Source organism: Streptomyces sp. NPDC086080, from assembly GCF_044540255.1.
Classification (GTDB): Bacteria; Actinomycetota; Actinomycetes; order Streptomycetales; family Streptomycetaceae; genus Streptomyces.
Window position 1 is genome coordinate 85304 of the sequence record NZ_JBITRU010000002.1, and the last position, 17550, is coordinate 102853.

Consider the following 17550-nt stretch of genomic DNA (forward strand, 5'->3'; position numbering starts at 1 on the left):
GGTGGGGCGGGCCCCGGGGGGGGGGGGTCCCGGCGGGGGGGGGGGGGGCCCCCCCCCGGTCCCCGGGGGGGGGGGGGGGGGGGGCGGGGGGCCGCCCCGCGCCCCCCCCGCCCCGCCAGCACGTCCGTGCGCCGCCCGTCCTCGATCACGAACCGCCCGTCGACCATGACGAACGGGATGCCCGTCGGCAGCGTCCGGGGTTCGGCGAAGGTGGAGCCCGCGGCCACCGTCCGCGGGTCGAACAGCACCAGGTCCGCCCGGTACCCCTCCCGGATCAGCCCCCGGTCCGGCAGCCGCAGCCGCGCCGCCGGGCGCGCGGTCAGGTGCGCCACGCACTCCTCCAGCGACAGCACCCCCAACTCCCGCACGTAGTGACCCAGATAGTGCGGGAACGTCCCGTACGCGCGCGGATGTGGCTTGGCACCCTGGAGGATGCCGTCCGAGCCGCCGGTGTGCGCCCGGTGCCGCATGATCGCCCGGACGTTCTCCTCGTGGCCGACGTGCAGGAGGATCGTCGGGGCGAGCCTGTCCTTCAGCAGCAGCTCCCGGACCACCGTCCAGGGGGCCTCGCCGCGCGCCCGCGCCGACTCCAGGACCGTACGGCCCACGTACTCGCCCAGCGCCGGGTCGCCGACGCCGGAGATCTCGATGGTCTCCCACTCCACGGGCACCCCGTGGCAGCCGTCCGAGCCGGTGACCTCCAGCTGGTGCCGGATCCGCTCGGCGGTCCCCTCGTCCGCGAGCCGCCGCAGGGTCTCCTCCGGGCCGCCCTCGTTCGCCCAGCTCGGCAGCAGCGCCACGAGGGTGGTGCAGCCGGGGGTGTAGGGGTAGGTGTCGAGGCTGATGTCCGCGCCCGCGTCCAGGGCGTCGTCGAGCAGGGCCAGCAGCTCGGGCGCGCGGCCCTCGTTGACGCCGAAGTTCATGGTGGCGTGCGCGAGGTGCAGCGGGCAGTCCGCCTCCCGGGCCAGCGCCACCATCTCCGCGTACGCCTCCAGCGCGCCCGCGCCGTAGGAGCGGTGGTGCGGGCAGTAGTAGCCGCCGTACGACGCCACCACCCGGCACAGTTCGGTCAGTTCACCGCCCTTGGCGTACATGCCGGGCGTGTACGTCAGCCCCGACGACATGCCGACCGCGCCCTGTTCCATGCCCTCGGCGACCAACTGCCGCATCCGGTCCAGCTCCGCCGGCGTGGCGTCCCGGTCCTCCCAGCCGACGGCGAGCGCACGGACCGTGCCCTGCGGGATCAGATACGCGGCATTGACCGCGATGCCCCGGTCCAGCCGGTCCAGGTACTCGCCCACCGACCGCCAGTCGAAGTCGATGTCGTCGCCCGGGCCGTTCCAGCCGGCGATCGCCCGGCGCACCTCGCCCAGCGTGCGGTCGTCGACCGGCGCGTACGACAGCCCGTCCTGGCCGAGGACCTCCAAGGTGACGCCCTGCGCCGCCTTGGCACTGTGGTCGGGGTCGCGCAGCAGCGCCAGATCGCTGTGGGCGTGCATGTCGATGAAGCCGGGGGCCAGCACCAGCCCCTCGGCGTCCAGCTCGCGGCGGGCCTTCGGACGCTGACAGCCCGCGGCCGCCGCCTCCTTCACGATGGAGACGATCCGGCCGCCGTCGACCACCACGTCGGCGCGGTACGAGTAGTCGCCGGAGCCGTCCACGACGTCGGCGTCCCGGATGACGAGCTCTTCCATGCGCGGCCTCCTAGAAGAACGTACGGAGGTAGTCGACCACCGTGCCGTCCGCCTCCGCCACGGGGATGAGCACCCATTTGTCGAACGACGTGCACGGGTGGGACAACCCGAGTCCCACCCAGTCTCCCACCTCCAGATCCGCCTCCCCGGTGGTACGCAGCCACGCGTGCTGGTCGGACAGCCCGGTCACCGAGATCCCCGTGGCCGGGCGCTCGGCGCCGTCCCGGCGGACCACCTGGGCGAACGGCAGATCGAGGTCGTGGGCCGCGTCCCGCTTGCCCGCGTTGGTGAACGCCTGCTCGGGGGAGGGGCGGGACACCACCTGCGTCCACAGCCGGAACGCCGGTTCCAGCGCGCCCTCCTCCGGAACCCGGTTGAAGGGCGTCAGCTTGCGGTAGTGGCCGTCGTCGTGCGAGACGTACGCCCCCGAGCGCAGCAACTTCAGTACCGGCAGGGAGAGTTCGGGGATATCGGCGAAGACGTCCGCCACCGCGTCGAACCAGGCGCTGCCGCCCGCGCTCACCACGATCCCGTCGAGCCCCGTGAACCGCCCCGCCTTGTCGAAGTCCACGGCGAGCGACACCAGCCGCCGCAGCCAGGCACGCACCCGCTCCGGATCCGCCCGCGGCACCTCACCCTCGTACCCGGCGACCCCGGCCAGCCGCAGCGACCGTGCCGCCGCCACGGCGTCGGCGACGGCGGCGCACTCGGCCTCCGTCCGCACACCGGTGCGGGCGCCCTCGCCGGCCGCGAGTTCGACGACGACGTCCAGCGGGCGGGACGCGTCGGCGAGCGCCGCGTCCATCGACTCCACGCCGCGCACGGAGTCCACGTAACAGAGGAACCGGAAGTCCGGGTCGGCGTCCAGCTCGCCTGCGATCCACGTCAGGGCCGCCGCGTCCACCAGCTCATTGGCGAGGAAGACCCGCTGGATCCCGTAGGCCCGCGCCACCCGGACCTGATGCGGAACGGCGAGCGTGATGCCCCACGCCCCGCGCTCGATCTGGCGGTGGAAGAGCTGCGGGGCCATGGACGTCTTGCCGTGTGGGGCGAAGGCGAGCCCGTGCCGGGCGGCGTAGGTCTCCATGAGCCTCAGGTTGTGCTCCAGGCGCTCGGCGGAGAGGGCGAGCACGGGGGTGGTGAAGCCGCCGGTGAAGAGGTTGCGGCGCTGGGCGGCCAGCTCGCCGACGGTCAGCCCTTCGGCGTCCGGCGGGAGGCCCTTGAAGCGGTGGTCCACCCGTTCCCCGGCGAGGTGGGTGAGAGCGTCGAGGGCCATCGGAGCCTCCCTGTTCAGTGGTGTTGCATCTTCTGCAACACTCGTTGCGTATATCGCTCAGCGCTGTCTAACATCTCGGCCACGCGGGGTCAACGGACACCGCTTCACCCCGCACCGGACGAGGAGCCCCACCATCGTGACCGTCACGGGACCCCGCAACGCCCCCGACGTCGTGGACGTCGTGGATGTCGTCGCGCTCGGCGAGTCCATGGTGACGTTCCTGCCCTCCCGGCCGGGACGCCTCGCCGACGTCCCGTCCTTCGACCGGGGGATCGGCGGCGCGGAGTCCAACGTGGCGTGCGTGCTCGCGGCGGCCGGGCACTCCGCGCGGTGGATCAGCAGCGTCGGCGCCGACGGATTCGGCGACCACCTCGTCGGGACGATCGGCGGCTACGGGGTCGACGTGTCGTACGTCCGCCGCGACCCGGCCCGCCCGACCGGCATCTACTTCCGCACGGCGGGCGACCGGTCGACCGACGCCCACGAGGTCGCCTACTACCGGGCGGGCTCGGCGGCGTCCGCGATGTCACCGGCCGGCGTCGACCTGGACGCCGCGCGCGCCGGACGCGTCCTGCACCTGTCCGGCATCACGGCGGCGCTCTCCGCCGGGTGCCTGGCCCTGATCCGCGAGCTGACCGCCCCCCACCCCGCCCGCCCCCTGATCTCCTTCGACGTCAACCACCGCCCGGGCCTGTGGCACGACGCCCACGGCCCGGAGGTCCTGCTGGAACTGGCGCGCGGGGCGGACATCGTCTTCGTCGGAGAGGACGAGGCGGAGGCAGCCTGGGGCATCACAGGCGGCCCCACCCGCATCCGCGCGGCTCTGCCCGAGCCGGAGACCTTGGTGGTCAAACAAGGAGCCCACGGCGCCGTCGCCTTCCACGACCCCGCGGGCAGCCAAGCCGGCCTCCCCGCGGGCGGCCCAGCCGGCCTCCCCGCGGGCGGCCCAGCCGGCCTCCCCGCGGGCGGCCCAGCCCGCTTCCCCGCGGGCAGTCGTGCCGCTGGGGCGGCACGGGTGGGCGCGGACGGTATCCCGCAAGCGCCGGGTCGCGCAGGCTCCCCCCGCCCCGCTGCCACCGCCTCAGGCCTCGAAGCGGGCGTGGCCGCGACAGCGGACAGCACCCCGCCGGCGCCGGGTCGCGCAGCCTCCCCCCGCCCGGCCGCCACCGCCTCGGCCCTCGAAGTCGACGTGGTCGCGACGACCGGTGCCGGTGACGCCTTCGCCGCGGGCTTCCTTTCGGCGACCCTCCGCAACCTCCCGCTACGGGACCGCCTCCGCCACGGCCACCTCACGGCGGCAGCCGCCCTCACCGCCCCCGGCGACCTCGCCGCACCCCCCGCCCGCGACCGTGCCGACCGCCTCGCGGCCCTCGACGACGCCGCGTGGGGGAGACTGCGACTCGGCCCCGGCTGGACACGAGCCGAAGAACATCCGGGGGCCCAGAAGGAGGCACGCACCCCATGAGCCAGACCGTAGACCGCGCCCTGCGCATCCTCCCGCTGCTCGCGGAGGGCCCCGCCGACCTCGGCCAGGTCGCCGACCGCCTCGGCGTGCACAAGTCCACGGCCCTCCGTCTCCTGCGCACCCTGCACGAACACGGCATGGTCTACCGCCAGTCCGACCAGCGCTACCGCCTCGGTGCCCGCCTCTTCTCCCTCGCGCAGGAGGCGATGGAGAACCTCGACGTCCGCGAGATCGCCCACCCCCACCTCGTACGCCTCAACGAGACCTGCGGACACACCGTCCACCTCGCCGTGCACGAGGAGAACGAGGTCCTCTACATCGACAAGGTGGAGAGCCGCTACCCGGTCCGCATGTACTCCCGGATCGGCAAGCCCGTGGCGATCACCGTCGCCGCCGTCGCCAAACTCCTCCTCGCCGACCTGCCCGAGCACGAGCGCCGCGCCCTCGCGGAGAAGCTCGACTACCCGATGTACACGTCCCGTTCGACCCCCGACGCCGCCGCGTTCCTCCAGGAACTGGCGACGGCGCGCGAACAGGGCTGGGCCACCGACCTCGGTGGCCACGAGGAGTCCATCAACTGCGTCGCCGCGCCGATCCGCGGCGCCGACGGCCGGGTGGTCGCCGCGATGTCGGTGTCCGCGCCGAACGTCGTCGTCACCGCGGACGAACTCCTCACCCTGCTCCCGCTGGTGCGCCGTACGGCGGACACGATCAGCGGCGAGTACTCCGGCAGAACACCCGTCGCTCCGGCCGAACCCCAGTGAAGGACGCCCCCGTATGACCGAGAAGACCGCGCTCACCCCCGGCACCCACACCACCCCGCCCGCGAAGTTCTCCCACGGCGTCCGCAAGGGCAACCTCCTCCAGGTCGCCGGCCAGGTCGGCTTCCTCCCCCACGAGGAGGGCAGGGCCCCCACCCCCGCCGGGCCGACCCTGCGCGAGCAGACCCTCCAGACGCTCGCCAACGTCAAGGCGATCCTCGAAGAGGGCGGCGCGAGCTGGGACGACGTGATGATGATCCGCGTCTACCTCACCGACGTGGACCACTTCGCGGAGATGAACGAGATCTACGACGCGTACTTCGAGGAGCAGGGCCTCAGCCGGCCGCCCGCCGCCCGCACGACCGTGTACGTCGGTCTGCCCGCCGGCCTCCTCATCGAGATCGACGCGCTCGCCGTCCTCGGCTGACCGTACGCGTGTAGGCGTCTGATAACGAAGTTGGGGCCGACTGTGTCCGGCACAGGTTTGTCGACCATACTCCTGCGGTGTGGAGCAGCGTATAGGTTCGAGCAGCCAGCCCCTGGAAGGCGCCGGGTTCGACCCGGCCTTCATCCCCGGGCTCACTTCGCCCGCGTCCGGCCGGGAGGAGGACACGAAGGCGAAGAAGACGGACGAGCCGGAGGACGACACGGCCCCCGGGGCGGAAGCCGGGGACTCCGGCGCTTCGGAGTCCGCCGAGGACTCCACGGCTCCCGAAGCCCCCGAAGCCGACGAGGAGGCCCCGGAGCCCGCCCCCGACGGCCCCGTCTTCGAGGCGTCCGACCGCCGGGCCAGGATCGTCGCCGACCACCGTGGTGTCCGTCTGCGTCTGGACGACCAGGAGTGCGAGTTCCGCTGGGACGAGATCGGCGCGGTGGAGACGGAGACCGCGCGTTTCGGCAAGCGGTACACGGTCACCGTCCACACCCCCGACCGCCGTTGGTACCCCCTCGAGATCGAGGCCGACTCCCGCGGCCGCTTCGCCGAGTGGGACACCGCGCTGGACGCGGTCCTGGACACCTACTTCGACGACGAGGACGACGAGGACGACGGGGGCGACAAGGACGACAAATCCTCCGAGCCCACCGATCCGTCCGAGCCCACGGAGGAAGCCGACGCCGACGACGAGAAGCAGGTGTCCTGAGCTTCGCTAGCCGCAGTACTGCCCCTCCTTCCCGATGGAGCGGTACATGCAGTCCGCGTTCTCCAGGAGTTGGAGCACGGCGTCCCGGTTGCGGGACGTCTCCCGCTCGATGACCTCGTCGGGCGGGTAGAAGCCGCCGTTCCAGGAGGACGTCGGATACATCTCGAAGGTGTAGCCGAAGATCTTGTGCGCGCCCCAGAGGTAGTCGTCGATCGACCCGTCCGTGATGTACAGGTCGCTGGACTGCTGGGGCGTGTAGCCGTTGCTCGCGGCCATCTTCTGGCCGACGGACTTGAAGGCGGCGTGTTCGTCGGCCGACATCCCGGTCGTGGTGTCGGAGTAGGTGTAGCCGAACGGCCACAGCACCAGCTCGCTGTACGTGTGGAAGTCGATGCCGGCCGTGATCTGCTGCACCCCGCCCACGACCCGGCTGCGGACGAAGTCGGCGACGACCTTCACCTCGGGCGCGGACTCCGGGGCCGAACCCCGGTAGGTCTCGGAGGACTTGGACCCCGAGGAGCCGCCGCAGCAGCCCCAGCGGTAGTCCCAGTTGCGGTTCAGGTCGGTCCCGACGTACGACGAACCGGAGTTGGGCTGGCGGTTCTTGCGCCACGAGCGGTAGGAGCCGGAGGCGATGTCGTACTCGCCGCCGTCCGGGTTGAGGTCCGGGACGATCCAGATCTCCCGCCCGTTGACCATGTTCGTGATCCGGGAGTCGTTGCCGTATCCCGCGCCGAGTTCGCGCAGCAGGTACAGGGCCATCTCCACGGTGAGATGTTCGCGGGCGTGCTGGTGGTGGGTGAAGAGGACCTCCGGCTCGTTCTCGTCCGCGGCCACGTTGTCGCTGATCTTGATGGCGACGATGTCCCGGCCCTGGTAGGACGTGCCGATCACCCGCTTGCTCATGATGGACGGGTACGCCGCCAGTCGCTGGTCGATCTCCGCGTTCATCTCGGCGTAGTTGTGGTAGCGGGAGTCGGCCGAGGGGAAGTCGTACAGGCGCGGTCCGTCGGCGGGCGACGAGCGGTCCGGTGCCGCGCCCAAGGGCGTGACGTCGTACCCCTGGCGGCGGAGTTCGCGGATCTGGTCGGCGCGTCCGGAGACGACCACGGTCTCCTCGCCGGCCTCGTCCACGGTGACGCCGGACCGCTGGATCGCCGTACGGGTCAGCGCGGTCGTGTGGCGGTGGATCTCGTACTGGCGGATGTCGTCGGCCGAGGGTGCCGGCCGGTCCGCGCTGTCGGCGCCGGCCTGGGTGGCCGTCAGCGACAGGGGGGCCGCGAGGGCGAGGGCCAGGAGGGTGGCGAGCGCGGCGGAGCGTCTGCCGCGTGGGCGGTGTCGCATGAAGTCTCCTTGTGGGAGGTGGGGGTTGTCCATGACGACGTGCGTGGTGCGGTGCGGCCATCGTCGATGTCTGACATGATCAGGTCAATATGGCGCAGGCGGGGCGCCAAGTCGCCTGTGGCGCACGAGGGTTCGTCCGCGTGTTCGGTCGCGTGTCCCCGGGTGACGCATCCGGTGGAGATCCCCGCACGCCCCCTTGTCCGGCGGCCACCCATCCGCTTTCTTGACCCCATGGCGGACACCACGGGAAACACCCAGGACACCGGGGCGGCGACCGCGCCCGGCCCCCACCCGCGCACCTCCAGCTGGCGCCACATCGGCCCCGGCATCGTCGTCGCCGCGACCGGCGTGGGCGCCGGAGACCTGGTGGCCACTCTCATCGCCGGGAGCAACTTCGGTTACACACTGCTGTGGGCCGCCGTCATGGGCTGTCTGGTGAAGATCTCCCTCGCGGAGGCGTGCGGCCGATGGCACCTGTCCACCGGGCGCACCGTCTTCGACGGCTGGGCGAGCCTCGGCCGCTGGACGACCTGGTTCTTCGCCGCGTACGCGGTGATCTGGGGATTCGTCTACGGCGCGGCGGCGATGTCGTCCAGTGCCCTGCCGCTCCAGGCCCTGTTCCCGGACGTAATGGACCTCGAATGGTGGGGCATCGCCTGCGGTCTGGTCGGCCTGGTCTTCGTCTGGTTCAACAAGTACGACGTCTTCGAGAAGGTCATGACGGTCCTGGTGGGCGTCATGTTCGTGGTGACCGTCTATCTGGCGATCCGGGTCACACCCCACCTCGGCGACGCCTTCGCCGGTCTCCTTCCCGTCATCCCGGACGAGAAGGACTCGGTCCTCAACACCCTCGGCCTGATCGGCGGCGTGGGCGGCACCATCACGCTGGCCGCGTACGGCTACTGGGTCAATGCCAAGGGCTGGACGAACAGCGGCTGGATGAAGGTGATGCGCCTGGACAACCGGGTCGCCTACGCCACCACCGGCATCTTCGTCGTCGCGATGCTCCTGGTCGGCGCGGAGCTGCTGCACTCGGCGAACATCGCGATCGCGAGCGGCGACAAGGGCCTGATGCAGCTCGGCGGCATCCTGGAGGATCAGTACGGCACGGCGACCGGGAAACTCTTCCTGATCGGCTTCTTCGCCACCTCCTTCACCTCCCTGATCGGCGTCTGGCACGGAGTGAGCCTGATGTTCGCCGACTTCCTGGCCCGGCAGCGCGGCGAGCGGGAGGCGCGGGCCGAGGTACTGGCCTCCGGGCGCCGCGAACGCTCCTGGGCCTTCCGCGCCTACCTGCTCTGGCTCACCTTCCCGCCGATGATCCTGCTCTTCCAGGACGAGCCCTTCCGGCTGATCATCATCTACGGCGTCCTGGGTGCCGCCTTCATGCCGTTCCTCGCCCTCACCCTGATGTGGCTGCTCAACTCCTCCCGCACCCCGCGCGAATGGCGCAACGGCCCGCTCAGCAACACCATGCTGGCCGTCGCGGGCCTGCTGTTCCTCGTCCTGTGCGTGAAGCAGGTCTGGGACCAGCCGTGGGCGGACTTCTTCTGACGGGCGGAGCCGGTGCGGACGTGCGGCCGGATGAGCGCCGGTGACACTCCTGCCCCGGCCCCGGCTCCTGCCCCGGCAAACGGAGGTGAGGGCCGGGGCAGGAGCCGCGCCGCGGTTACGGCAGGGCGTGGACGTGCGGGCCCACCGCGTTCGACCAGGCGTTGTTCGCCGTGGCGTCCCAGTTGGTGGACCAGGTCATGGCACCGCGCAGCGACGGGTAGGTCTTCGACGGCTTGAACGTGCCGCAGTTGGTGCCCCTCGTCAGACAGTCCAGGGCGTTGTTGACCACGGACGGGGAGACGTAGCCGCTGCCCGCGCCCCGGGTCGAGGCGGGCAGGCCCAGGCCCACCTGGGACGGGTCGAGGCCGCCCTCCAGCTGGATGCAGGCGAGCGCGGTCAGGAAGTCGACCGAGCCCTGGCTGTAGACCCTGCCGTCACAGCCGAGCATGGAACCGCTGTTGTAGTACTGCATGTTGACGACCGTGAGGATGTCCTTCACATTCAGCGCGGTACGGAAGTACGCGCCGGACGTCGACTGCATGTCGATGGTCTGCGGGGCCATGGTGAGGATCATCGACGGGCCGGCCTTCGCGGACAGCGCGCGCAGCGCCTGGGTCATGTAGGTGGCGTTGAGGCCGTTCTCCAGGTCGATGTCGACACCGTCGAAGCCGTACTCCTGCATGACCGCGTGGACCGAGTTCGCGAAGTTCGTCGCGGAGGCGGAGTCGTTCACCGAGACGGTGCCCTTCTCACCGCCGACGGAGATGATGACCTTCTTGCCGGCCGCCTGCTTGGCGCGGACGTCCGCCTTGAACTGGGCCACGGTGTACCCGTTCAGGCCCGCCGAGTCCAGGTTGAAGGTGACGGCGCCCGGGGTGCCGGTCGCGTCGGCGAAGGCGACCGCGATGATGTCGTACTGGGACGGGACGTCCGAGATCCTCTGGACCGCCGCGCCGTTGTTGAAGTTCTGCCAGTAGCCGGTCACCGCGTGCCGGGGCAGGTCACCCCCGCCACCGCCGCTCTCGTTCGTCCGCGCGGTCACCGCCGCCGACTTCGGGGACTCGCCGGCCGCGTTGACCGCCGCGACCTGGAAGGAGTACGACGTCGAGGCCGCCAGCCCGGTCACCGTCGCCGAGGTGCCGGACACGGCCGTGACCTTCGTACCGTCGCGGTAGACGCTGTAACCCGTCGCGCCCGACACCGCGTTCCACGCCAGTGACACCGACGAGGACGTCGTACCGGAGACGCCGAGCCCGCCCGGGGTGCCCGGGATCGTGGGCTCCGGGTCACCGCCGCCGCCCCCGTCGGGTCCGAACACCGACAGGTCGTCGACGTAGTAGGGCTGCTGGCCGTACCAGCCGTGGGTGTAGACCGTCACCGAGGTGGTGGAGGAGCCGGTGGTGAAGCGGGTCGACAGCTGCTTCCAGCTGCCGGAGTCCGGGGTCCAGGTGGACACGTCCGTCGTGCCGGTGCCGGTGACGCCCAGGTAGGCGTACCCGCCCTGCACCCAGCTGCTCAGGGTGTACGTGGAGTCGGGTTTCACGGCGACGGTCTGGGTGCAGCGGGCGTTGTCCTGCCCGGCCGGGGTGGCCCTGAGCGCGGCCGTGCCGCCGTGCACCGGGGAGGAGACGGTGCTGCCGCTGTTCGCCGAGCAGGTCCAGTTGCTCAGGCCCGCTTCGAAGCCGGCGTTCTTGGCGTTGTTGACGTCCGCCGCGGACGCCTGGCCCGCGCCGGCGAGGGGAAGGGCGAGGGCGAGGGCGGAGACGAGGGCTGCGGCCCAGGCGCGTCTGGTGCGGCCGGGCGTTGCTGGTGCGCGGTCCACTGGGGCCTCCGGTGGGGGAAGTTGGGGGAGGGGGCGACGGTGGCCACCGTTGGAGGACAAGTTGGTCCAGACCAATCTTCTTGTCAATAGGTCCAGACCAAAAGGGAGGGGCCCCGGGCGGAAGGGGGTCCTCCGCCGGGCCGTGAGGGAGTAGGCCCGCGGCTGGAGGGGAAGCGTGGGGTCGAGGGGCGAACGGCTCGGGGTGGGAGGTGAGGGGTGCGGGGTTGGGGTCCGGCGTCAAGCCGGCTGCGCGCGGCCCACCCCACCGGGTCCGGGTCGCGGCCGGCGAGATGCTCGACCTGTCCCGGTTTGGCGCACCTTGAGTACCAAGAGTTGCTGTTCGGCTGCACCATCGCTGTTCTCCGGCCATGCACCCGCGGTTACAGTGCTCACGTAGTCACGCAGTGAAGTCGCCGGGATGCATCGGAGTGACACCCCGGCGGGCTGCCGGGTATGGGGAGAACGGGGAGCCGCGCGTGCCAACTGCCATTGCCGTGACCGGCGCCGACATGGCGTTACCGGCCCAGGACGAACGAACCCTGCCCGCCGTCGTCCTGCGGGACATCGCCACCCGCCCGCTCGAACAGGCCCTGGCGGACCTGCAGATGCTCATCGAGCAGCACGGCCATGTCATCGTCGTCTGCTCCCAGGCCACCCCCGTCGCCGTCCGGCGGCGGCTGCACACCCTGCGCTCCCTCCTGGAGAGCGACCGGATAGCGCTCTTCCGCCCCGATCTGCCGCCGCTCGGACTGGCTGTCCTGGCGCGCCAGTTGCGGCAGCTCGCCTCCTGCGACCTCAGCCCGGGCGTCCTCGCCTCGGCCGGCCGCCTGCTGATCCACTACATCCACTGCGGGGCGCTGCTCGGCTCCGTCGCCCGCCTCGACCGCGTCCCCGTGGACCTGAAGCAGCACGCGAAGTCCTGGATGCCGGGCAGTCAGTTCGCCGTACTCGCCCACCCGCAGCCCCAGCTCGTCCGCCTCGGCCCCGAAGCCGCCCTGGACGGACCCGAATTCGGCACCTGGATGCTGGTCGCCAAGGGCCAGCTCCAGTCCGACTGGGTCACTACGACCCTGGCGCCCGCCTGGCAGGTGCAGGGCCTGCGCGAGACGGCGCTGCCCGCCGAGTCCCCGGGCTGGTGGGGGACCGGCAAGGTCATCGAGTTCTGCACCTATCTGCCCGACCTGTCGGTCCTGTACCAGCTGGTCACCTCCGTACGGCGCGGCACCTGCCACTGGTGCGGCATCGACGTCATCGGCGACCGGTGCGTGTTCTGTTCGGCCACCCCACCCACCCCCGAGGGCCCACCCGCCCTCACCCACCGCACCTGACCCGTTCGTCCACCGCACCAGCCCGACCCACATCACCAATGAGGTTGTACGGTCTATGAACTCCCGTCAGCGCCGAGGCGTGATACTCCTCCTCCTGTCGGTCCTGTGCGCCCTCGGCGCTTTCGCCGGCGTGCTCTCCGTCATCAACGACGTGGAGTCCAAGGTCGGCCCCGAGGTCACCGCGTACCGGCTGAAGTCCGACATCGCGCCCTACACCGCGCTCGGCACGGACCAGTTCGAGAAGATCTCGATGCCCGAGCGCTGGCTGTCGGAGAACGCCGTCACCGACCTCGACGACATCCGCGGCAAGATCGCCGTGACCACCCTGCGGCAGGGCTCCCTGCTGCAGAGCGACATGGTCGTGGACCAGCCCGAACTGCGGCCGGGGCAGCAGGAGGTCGCGATCATGATCGACGCGGCCACCGGCGTCGCCGGCAAGATCACACCGGGGGCCGCGGTCAACGTCTACGCCACCTTCGAGGGCGAACGCGAGGGTGCCCCCGACCAGTCCAGGATCATCGTGACCAACGCCCAGGTCCTCGACGTGGGCCGGCTCACCGCGCTCCAGCCCGAGGAGAACGACCGCGGCCGGCAGCCCACCGACGCCGTACCCATCACCTTCGCGCTGTCCGCCATCGACGCCCAGCGCATCACCTACGCCGAGTCGTTCGCCCAGCGGGTCCGGCTCGCGCTGGTCGCCCCCGGGGACGACACGGACGTCCCCGAGCGGGACCGGACGTACGAACTCGCGAAGGACAAGTGAGAGCCGCATGCCCACCAGGATCCTGCCGGCAGTCGGCGACGCGGACGCGGTCCGGTCCATCATCACCCTGCTCAGCCAGCTCCCGGACGCCGAGCCGGTGTCCCCGGTGGCCGACTCCACCCAGCTCATCGACACCCTCGCGCGGCTGGCCGCCGAGTCCGTCGACGAACTGCCCGAGGTCGTGGTCGTGCACGAGCGGATCGGCCCCGTCCCCGCCCTGGAACTGATCCGTGAAGTCGCCCTGCGCTTCCCCTCCGTCGGCGTCATCCTCGTCACCTCCGACGTGAGCCCCGGCCTCTTCCAGGCCGCCATGGACTACGGCGCCCGCGGACTCGTCGCCCTCCCGCTCAGCTACGAGGAAGTCGCCAGCCGCGTCCAGGCCGTCGCCCAGTGGTCGGTCGGCGTCCGCCGCCATCTGGGCGCGGCCGTCGACGTGTTCACCGGAGTCGGCGGCACCGTCGTCACCGTCAGCGGATCGAAGGGCGGCGTGGGCGCGACCCTCACCGCCATCCAGCTCGCCCTCGCCGCCCAGGCGTCCGGCCGCAGCACCGCCCTGGTCGACATGGACCTCCAGACCGGTGACATCGCCTCCTACCTGGACGTCCAGTTCCGCCGCTCCGTCGTCGACCTCGCCGCGGTGGGCGACATCTCCCCGCGCGTCCTGGCCGACGCCGTCTTCCGCCACGACACCGGTGTCGCCCTGCTGCTGGCCCCCGCCGAGGGCGAACGCGGCGAGGAGGTCACCGACCGCGCCACCCGCCAGATCGTCAGCGCCCTGCGCTCCCGCTACGAGGTCGTCGTCATCGACTGCGGCGCCCAGCTGGGCGGGGCCGGCGCGGCGGCCGTGGAGATGGCCGAGCGGGCCCTGCTGGTCACCACCCCCGACGTGGTCGCCGTACGGGGAGCCAAGCGGGTGGTGCGGATGTGGGACCGGCTGCAGATCCGCAAGGCGGAGGAGACCACGATCGTCGTCAACCGGCACACCCGGGGCACGGAGATCCAGCCCCCGCTCATCCAGAAGATCACCGGCACCGTGGTGGCGGCCACCACGGTGCCCGCGCACTTCAAGGAGCTTCAGGCAGTGGTCGACGCCGGCCGGGTCCACGAACTGGAGAGCAGGAGCACGGTGAAGCAGGCCCTGTGGGGCCTGGCCGGCGAACTCGGCCTGATCAAGGCCACCGAGGGAACCCACAAGGGCGGCCGGTTGCGCGGCGACCGGGGATCGGTGAGCTTCCGGAGGCGGAAGGACGGCGGGGGATGAGCAGGACGACGGACCTACGCGGGCACCACCGCGACCGTGACCGGGGCCAGGTCACCGTCGAGTTCCTCGGCATGACCCCGACGATCCTGATCACGCTGGTGGTGCTGTGGCAGCTCGTGCTCGTGGGATACACCTTCACCCTCGCCGGGAATGCCGCGGACGAGGCGGTACGGGCGGCGACGGCGGCGGAACCGGGCGGCGCACGCGACGGCGCCTGCCAACAGGCCGGGCTCGACACACTGTCGGGAGCGTGGGCGGGTGGAGCGAGCGTGAACTGTGCCACCGGGGGCGGCTTCGTCACCGCCGACGTGAAGCTGAGCGTGCCCATCCTCTTCCCCGGCACCCTCTCCTTCCCCTTCGACGTCGAGGGCCACGCGGGGGCGGTCGAGGAAGAGGACGGAGTGAAATGAGGAACACGTCACCGTACCGGCGCGAAGGCGGCCCCCGCGACCGCGGCCAGGCGGCGCTCGAATACCTGGGCTTCCTCCCCGTCCTGCTCATCGTCGCCATGGCCGCCGTACAGCTCGGCCTGATCGCGTACACCGCCCAGCAGGCCGGTACCGCCGCCCGCGCCGGGGCGCGCAGCGCCTCGCTGGACCAGGGCGCCGGAGGGGCCTGCACGGCCGCCGTCAGCACCTGGCTGGCGGACGGCACCGACTGCGCGACGGCGGAGGGCGGCAAGGAGGTCACCGTCACCGCCACGGTCGAGATCCCCTCGATCGTCCCGGGCTGGGACTTCGAACCCGCCCGCAAGACCGCCACGATGCCCATCGACCACTGACGCCACGCCACCAGGACGACAACCGGGAACAGGAACGAGGAGCGAGCGAGTCATGAGCCTGCGGGCACGCATCAACTCCCCCGAGGAGACGCCCGGACGGGGCGAGGACGGCCATCGGGTCGCCTCCTACCGCGCCAAGCTCCTGGAGGAGATCGACCTCGCGGAGATGAGCTCGCTGGCCGCGGCCGAACGCCGGGCCCGGCTGGAACGCGTCCTCGGCCACATCATCAGCCGCGAGGGCCCGGTCCTGTCGACCGTCGAGCGTTCCCAGCTGATCCGCCGCGTCGTCGACGAGGCCCTCGGCCTCGGCATCCTGGAACCGCTGCTGGAGGACGCGTCGATCACCGAGATCATGGTGAACGGCCCCGACGCGATCTTCGTGGAGCGCGGCGGCCGGGTGGAGCAGCTTCCCCTGCGGTTCGCCTCCCACGACCAGCTCATGCAGACGATCGAACGCATCGTCTCCACCGTCAACCGCCGGGTCGACGAGTCGAATCCGATGGTCGACGCCCGCCTCCCGTCCGGCGAACGCGTCAACGTCATCATCCCGCCGCTCTCGCTGAACGGCCCCACCCTCACCATCCGCCGCTTCCCGCGCTCCTTCACCCTCCAGGAACTCATCGGCCTCGGCTCGCTCGACGAGCACATGCTGTACCTGCTGGCGGGACTGGTGCAGGCGCGGTTCAACGTCATCGTGTCGGGCGCGACCGGCACCGGGAAGACGACGCTCCTCAACGCCCTCTCGGGCCTGCTCCCCGAGGGCGAACGCATCATCACCATCGAGGACTCCGCCGAACTCCAGCTCCAGCAGCCGCACGTCATCCGCCTGGAGTCCCGCCCCCCGAACGTCGAGGGCAAGGGCAAGGTCACCATCCGCGACCTCGTCCGCAACTCCCTGCGCATGCGCCCCGACCGCATCGTCGTCGGTGAGGTCCGCGGCGGCGAGTCCCTCGACATGCTCCAGGCCATGTCGACCGGCCACGACGGCTCCCTCGCCACCGTCCACGCCAACAGCGCCGAGGACGCGCTGACCCGCCTGCAGACCCTCGCCTCCATGTCCGACGTCGAGATCCCCTTCGTCGCCCTGCACGACCAGATCAACAGCGCCGTCGACGTGATCGTCCAGCTCACCCGGTTCGCCGACGGCGCCCGCCGCATCACCGAGATCGCCCTGCTGGAGAGCCACGGCGGAGAACCGTACCGGCTGGCCACGGCCGCCCGCTTCCACGCCCGCCCGATGACCGCCGACGGCCGGGTCCACGGCGCCTTCGAGCACTACCCCCTCCCGCGCCGCACCGCCGACCGCCTCTACATGGCGAGCCAGCCCGTCCCGCAGGCGTTCGGCATCGCCCAGTCCGCCGACCAGCTCGCCACCAGAGAAGCCAGGTAGGAACCGTCCATGGAGCTGCAGAACCTGACCACGCTGACCACCGGTATCGCCCTGCTGACCTGTGTCCTCGCGGTCGTCGGTGTGCATTCCTACGCCTCCGGCAGGGCGCAGCGCCAGGCACTGGTGGACCGCCTCACGGCCACCGGCCGGATCCCCGTCGTGGGCCGCCGCCGCCACTTTCCCACCCTGGACCGCAGACTGCGACGCACCAGGCTCGGCAGGAAGCTGGAACTGCGCCTGCTGGCCACCGGCCTCGACATCACGCCCGGCGAGTTCTTCGCCGCCATGCTCGCCGGCGTCGCCGGCCTCTGGCTGATCGGCCAGTCCACCCTCGCTCCCTTCTTCGGCCCGATCGCCGGTCTGCTCGGCGTCGGGGCGGCGTGGCAGTTCCTCAACTGGCAACGGCAGAAGCGCATCGAAAGGTTCATCAACCAGCTCCCGGAACTGGCCCGCATCCTCGCCAACGCCACCCAGGCCGGCCTGGCGCTCCGTACCGCCATCGGCATGGCGGCGGAGGAGCTGGAGGCCCCGGCGGGGGAGGAACTGGCCAAGGTCGCCAACCAGCTGGCGATGGGCGCCTCCATGGACGACGCCCTCGGTGAACTCGCCGACCGTCTCCCCTCCCGTGAACTGGTCGTCCTGGTCACCACGCTGGTGCTGTCCAGCCGGGCGGGCGGCCAGGTGGTGAGCGCGCTGCGCAACCTCACGGAGACCCTGGAGGAGCGCAAGGAGACCAGGCGCGAGGTCCGCACCCAGCTCTCCCAGGTCAGCATGACGTCGTACGCCGTTCCCGCCCTCGGTGTCGGCTCGTTGTTCCTGATGAACGGCGTGAAGGACGGCGCCCTCGAACGCATGACCGGATCCCCGGCCGGCCAGGCCGCGGTGATCATCGCCTTCGGGCTGTACGCCGTGGGCTTCGTCCTCATCCGCCGCCTGTCCCGCATCGACGTCTGACCGCCAGAGGAGGCC

The 17550-nt window shown here is 71.4% G+C and carries 16 protein-coding genes; 12 read left to right on the plus strand and 4 right to left on the minus strand.

Going from position 1 to position 17550, the window contains the following annotated elements:
• Both ACIF9R_RS02475 and ACIF9R_RS02480 read right to left on the minus strand, forming a co-directional pair.
• A partial coding sequence (locus tag ACIF9R_RS02475) for an amidohydrolase family protein (protein ID WP_399973210.1) occupies positions 1-1694 on the minus strand: 1694 nt, incomplete at its 3' end.
• Between the two features lie 10 nt (positions 1695-1704).
• The gene (locus ACIF9R_RS02480) at positions 1705-2970 is read right to left on the minus strand and encodes an amino acid deaminase (protein ID WP_399973211.1); all 1266 of its coding nucleotides are present in this window, start codon (positions 2968-2970) and stop codon (positions 1705-1707) included.
• Between the two features lie 208 nt (positions 2971-3178).
• Between ACIF9R_RS02480 and ACIF9R_RS02485 the strand changes: the two genes are divergently transcribed.
• The 4 genes from ACIF9R_RS02485 to ACIF9R_RS02500 all read left to right on the plus strand — a co-directional run bounded on the left by ACIF9R_RS02485 (position 3179) and on the right by ACIF9R_RS02500 (position 6338).
• Positions 3179-4435 (plus strand): sugar kinase, encoded by a 1257-nt coding sequence (locus tag ACIF9R_RS02485; RefSeq protein WP_399973964.1) that lies wholly within the window; start codon positions 3179-3181, stop codon positions 4433-4435.
• Positions 4432-5199: an IclR family transcriptional regulator gene (locus tag ACIF9R_RS02490; RefSeq protein ID WP_399973214.1), complete on the plus strand. Its 768-nt coding sequence runs from the start codon at positions 4432-4434 to the stop codon at positions 5197-5199. The genes ACIF9R_RS02485 and ACIF9R_RS02490 overlap by 4 nt, the downstream gene beginning before the upstream one ends.
• Positions 5200-5212: 13 nt before the next feature.
• Positions 5213-5623 (plus strand): RidA family protein, encoded by a 411-nt coding sequence (locus tag ACIF9R_RS02495; RefSeq protein ID WP_399973216.1) that lies wholly within the window; start codon positions 5213-5215, stop codon positions 5621-5623.
• A gap of 79 nt (positions 5624-5702) precedes the next feature.
• A complete protein-coding gene (locus ACIF9R_RS02500) occupies positions 5703-6338 on the plus strand; it encodes a hypothetical protein (protein ID WP_399973219.1) in 636 nt (211 codons plus the stop codon).
• A gap of 6 nt (positions 6339-6344) precedes the next feature.
• Here the strand turns inward: ACIF9R_RS02500 and ACIF9R_RS02505 are convergent, their stop codons facing one another.
• Positions 6345-7682, minus strand: coding sequence for a M14 family metallopeptidase (locus ACIF9R_RS02505; RefSeq protein WP_399973222.1), 1338 nt, complete (start codon positions 7680-7682; stop codon positions 6345-6347).
• 231 nt (positions 7683-7913) lie between these two features.
• Between ACIF9R_RS02505 and ACIF9R_RS02510 the strand changes: the two genes are divergently transcribed.
• Positions 7914-9236 carry an Nramp family divalent metal transporter gene (locus ACIF9R_RS02510; RefSeq protein WP_399973225.1) on the plus strand — a complete coding sequence of 441 codons (1323 nt, stop codon included), beginning with the start codon at positions 7914-7916 and terminating at the stop codon, positions 9234-9236.
• Positions 9237-9351: 115 nt separating this feature from the next.
• Here ACIF9R_RS02510 and ACIF9R_RS02515 read toward each other — a convergent pair whose 3' ends face one another.
• Complete coding sequence (locus ACIF9R_RS02515) at positions 9352-11058, minus strand: chitinase (protein WP_399973226.1); 1707 nt, start codon at positions 11056-11058, stop codon at positions 9352-9354.
• Positions 11059-11552: 494 nt separating this feature from the next.
• Here ACIF9R_RS02515 and ACIF9R_RS02520 point away from each other — a divergent pair, with 494 nt between their 5' ends.
• From ACIF9R_RS02520 to ACIF9R_RS02550, 7 genes are read left to right on the plus strand one after another with little or no spacing between them, the layout of a single operon-like run.
• Positions 11553-12386, plus strand: coding sequence for a hypothetical protein (locus ACIF9R_RS02520; RefSeq protein ID WP_399973967.1), 834 nt, complete (start codon positions 11553-11555; stop codon positions 12384-12386).
• Positions 12387-12441: 55 nt separating this feature from the next.
• The gene (cpaB, locus tag ACIF9R_RS02525) at positions 12442-13149 is read left to right on the plus strand and encodes a Flp pilus assembly protein CpaB (RefSeq protein ID WP_399973228.1); all 708 of its coding nucleotides are present in this window, start codon (positions 12442-12444) and stop codon (positions 13147-13149) included.
• Between the two features lie 7 nt (positions 13150-13156).
• Positions 13157-14410 (plus strand): CpaE family protein, encoded by a 1254-nt coding sequence (locus ACIF9R_RS02530; RefSeq protein ID WP_399973230.1) that lies wholly within the window; start codon positions 13157-13159, stop codon positions 14408-14410.
• A complete protein-coding gene (locus ACIF9R_RS02535) occupies positions 14407-14820 on the plus strand; it encodes a pilus assembly protein (RefSeq protein WP_399973232.1) in 414 nt (137 codons plus the stop codon). The genes ACIF9R_RS02530 and ACIF9R_RS02535 overlap by 4 nt, the downstream gene beginning before the upstream one ends.
• The gene (locus ACIF9R_RS02540) at positions 14817-15191 is read left to right on the plus strand and encodes a TadE/TadG family type IV pilus assembly protein (protein ID WP_399973235.1); all 375 of its coding nucleotides are present in this window, start codon (positions 14817-14819) and stop codon (positions 15189-15191) included. The genes ACIF9R_RS02535 and ACIF9R_RS02540 overlap by 4 nt, the downstream gene beginning before the upstream one ends.
• 52 nt (positions 15192-15243) lie before the next feature.
• A complete protein-coding gene (locus tag ACIF9R_RS02545; RefSeq protein ID WP_399973238.1) occupies positions 15244-16581 on the plus strand; it encodes a CpaF family protein in 1338 nt (445 codons plus the stop codon).
• Positions 16582-16590: 9 nt separating this feature from the next.
• A complete protein-coding gene (locus ACIF9R_RS02550) occupies positions 16591-17535 on the plus strand; it encodes a type II secretion system F family protein (RefSeq protein ID WP_399973240.1) in 945 nt (314 codons plus the stop codon).
• Positions 17536-17550 lie beyond the last annotated feature (15 nt).

Excerpts from the sequence above, each read along its gene's own strand:
- ACIF9R_RS02480 (WP_399973211.1), bottom strand. The coding sequence starts at position 2,970 with ATGGCCCTCGACGCTCTCACCCACCTCGCCGGGGAACGGGTGGACCAC.
- ACIF9R_RS02485 (WP_399973964.1), top strand. The coding sequence starts at position 3,179 with ATGGTGACGTTCCTGCCCTCCCGGCCGGGACGCCTCGCCGACGTCCCG.
- ACIF9R_RS02490 (WP_399973214.1), top strand. The coding sequence starts at position 4,432 with ATGAGCCAGACCGTAGACCGCGCCCTGCGCATCCTCCCGCTGCTCGCG.
- ACIF9R_RS02495 (WP_399973216.1), top strand. The coding sequence starts at position 5,213 with ATGACCGAGAAGACCGCGCTCACCCCCGGCACCCACACCACCCCGCCC.
- ACIF9R_RS02505 (WP_399973222.1), bottom strand. The coding sequence starts at position 7,682 with ATGCGACACCGCCCACGCGGCAGACGCTCCGCCGCGCTCGCCACCCTC.
- ACIF9R_RS02510 (WP_399973225.1), top strand. The coding sequence starts at position 7,914 with ATGGCGGACACCACGGGAAACACCCAGGACACCGGGGCGGCGACCGCG.
- cpaB (WP_399973228.1), top strand. The coding sequence starts at position 12,442 with ATGAACTCCCGTCAGCGCCGAGGCGTGATACTCCTCCTCCTGTCGGTC.
- ACIF9R_RS02530 (WP_399973230.1), top strand. The coding sequence starts at position 13,157 with ATGCCCACCAGGATCCTGCCGGCAGTCGGCGACGCGGACGCGGTCCGG.
- ACIF9R_RS02535 (WP_399973232.1), top strand. The coding sequence starts at position 14,407 with ATGAGCAGGACGACGGACCTACGCGGGCACCACCGCGACCGTGACCGG.
- ACIF9R_RS02540 (WP_399973235.1), top strand. The coding sequence starts at position 14,817 with ATGAGGAACACGTCACCGTACCGGCGCGAAGGCGGCCCCCGCGACCGC.
- ACIF9R_RS02545 (WP_399973238.1), top strand. The coding sequence starts at position 15,244 with ATGAGCCTGCGGGCACGCATCAACTCCCCCGAGGAGACGCCCGGACGG.
- ACIF9R_RS02550 (WP_399973240.1), top strand. The coding sequence starts at position 16,591 with ATGGAGCTGCAGAACCTGACCACGCTGACCACCGGTATCGCCCTGCTG.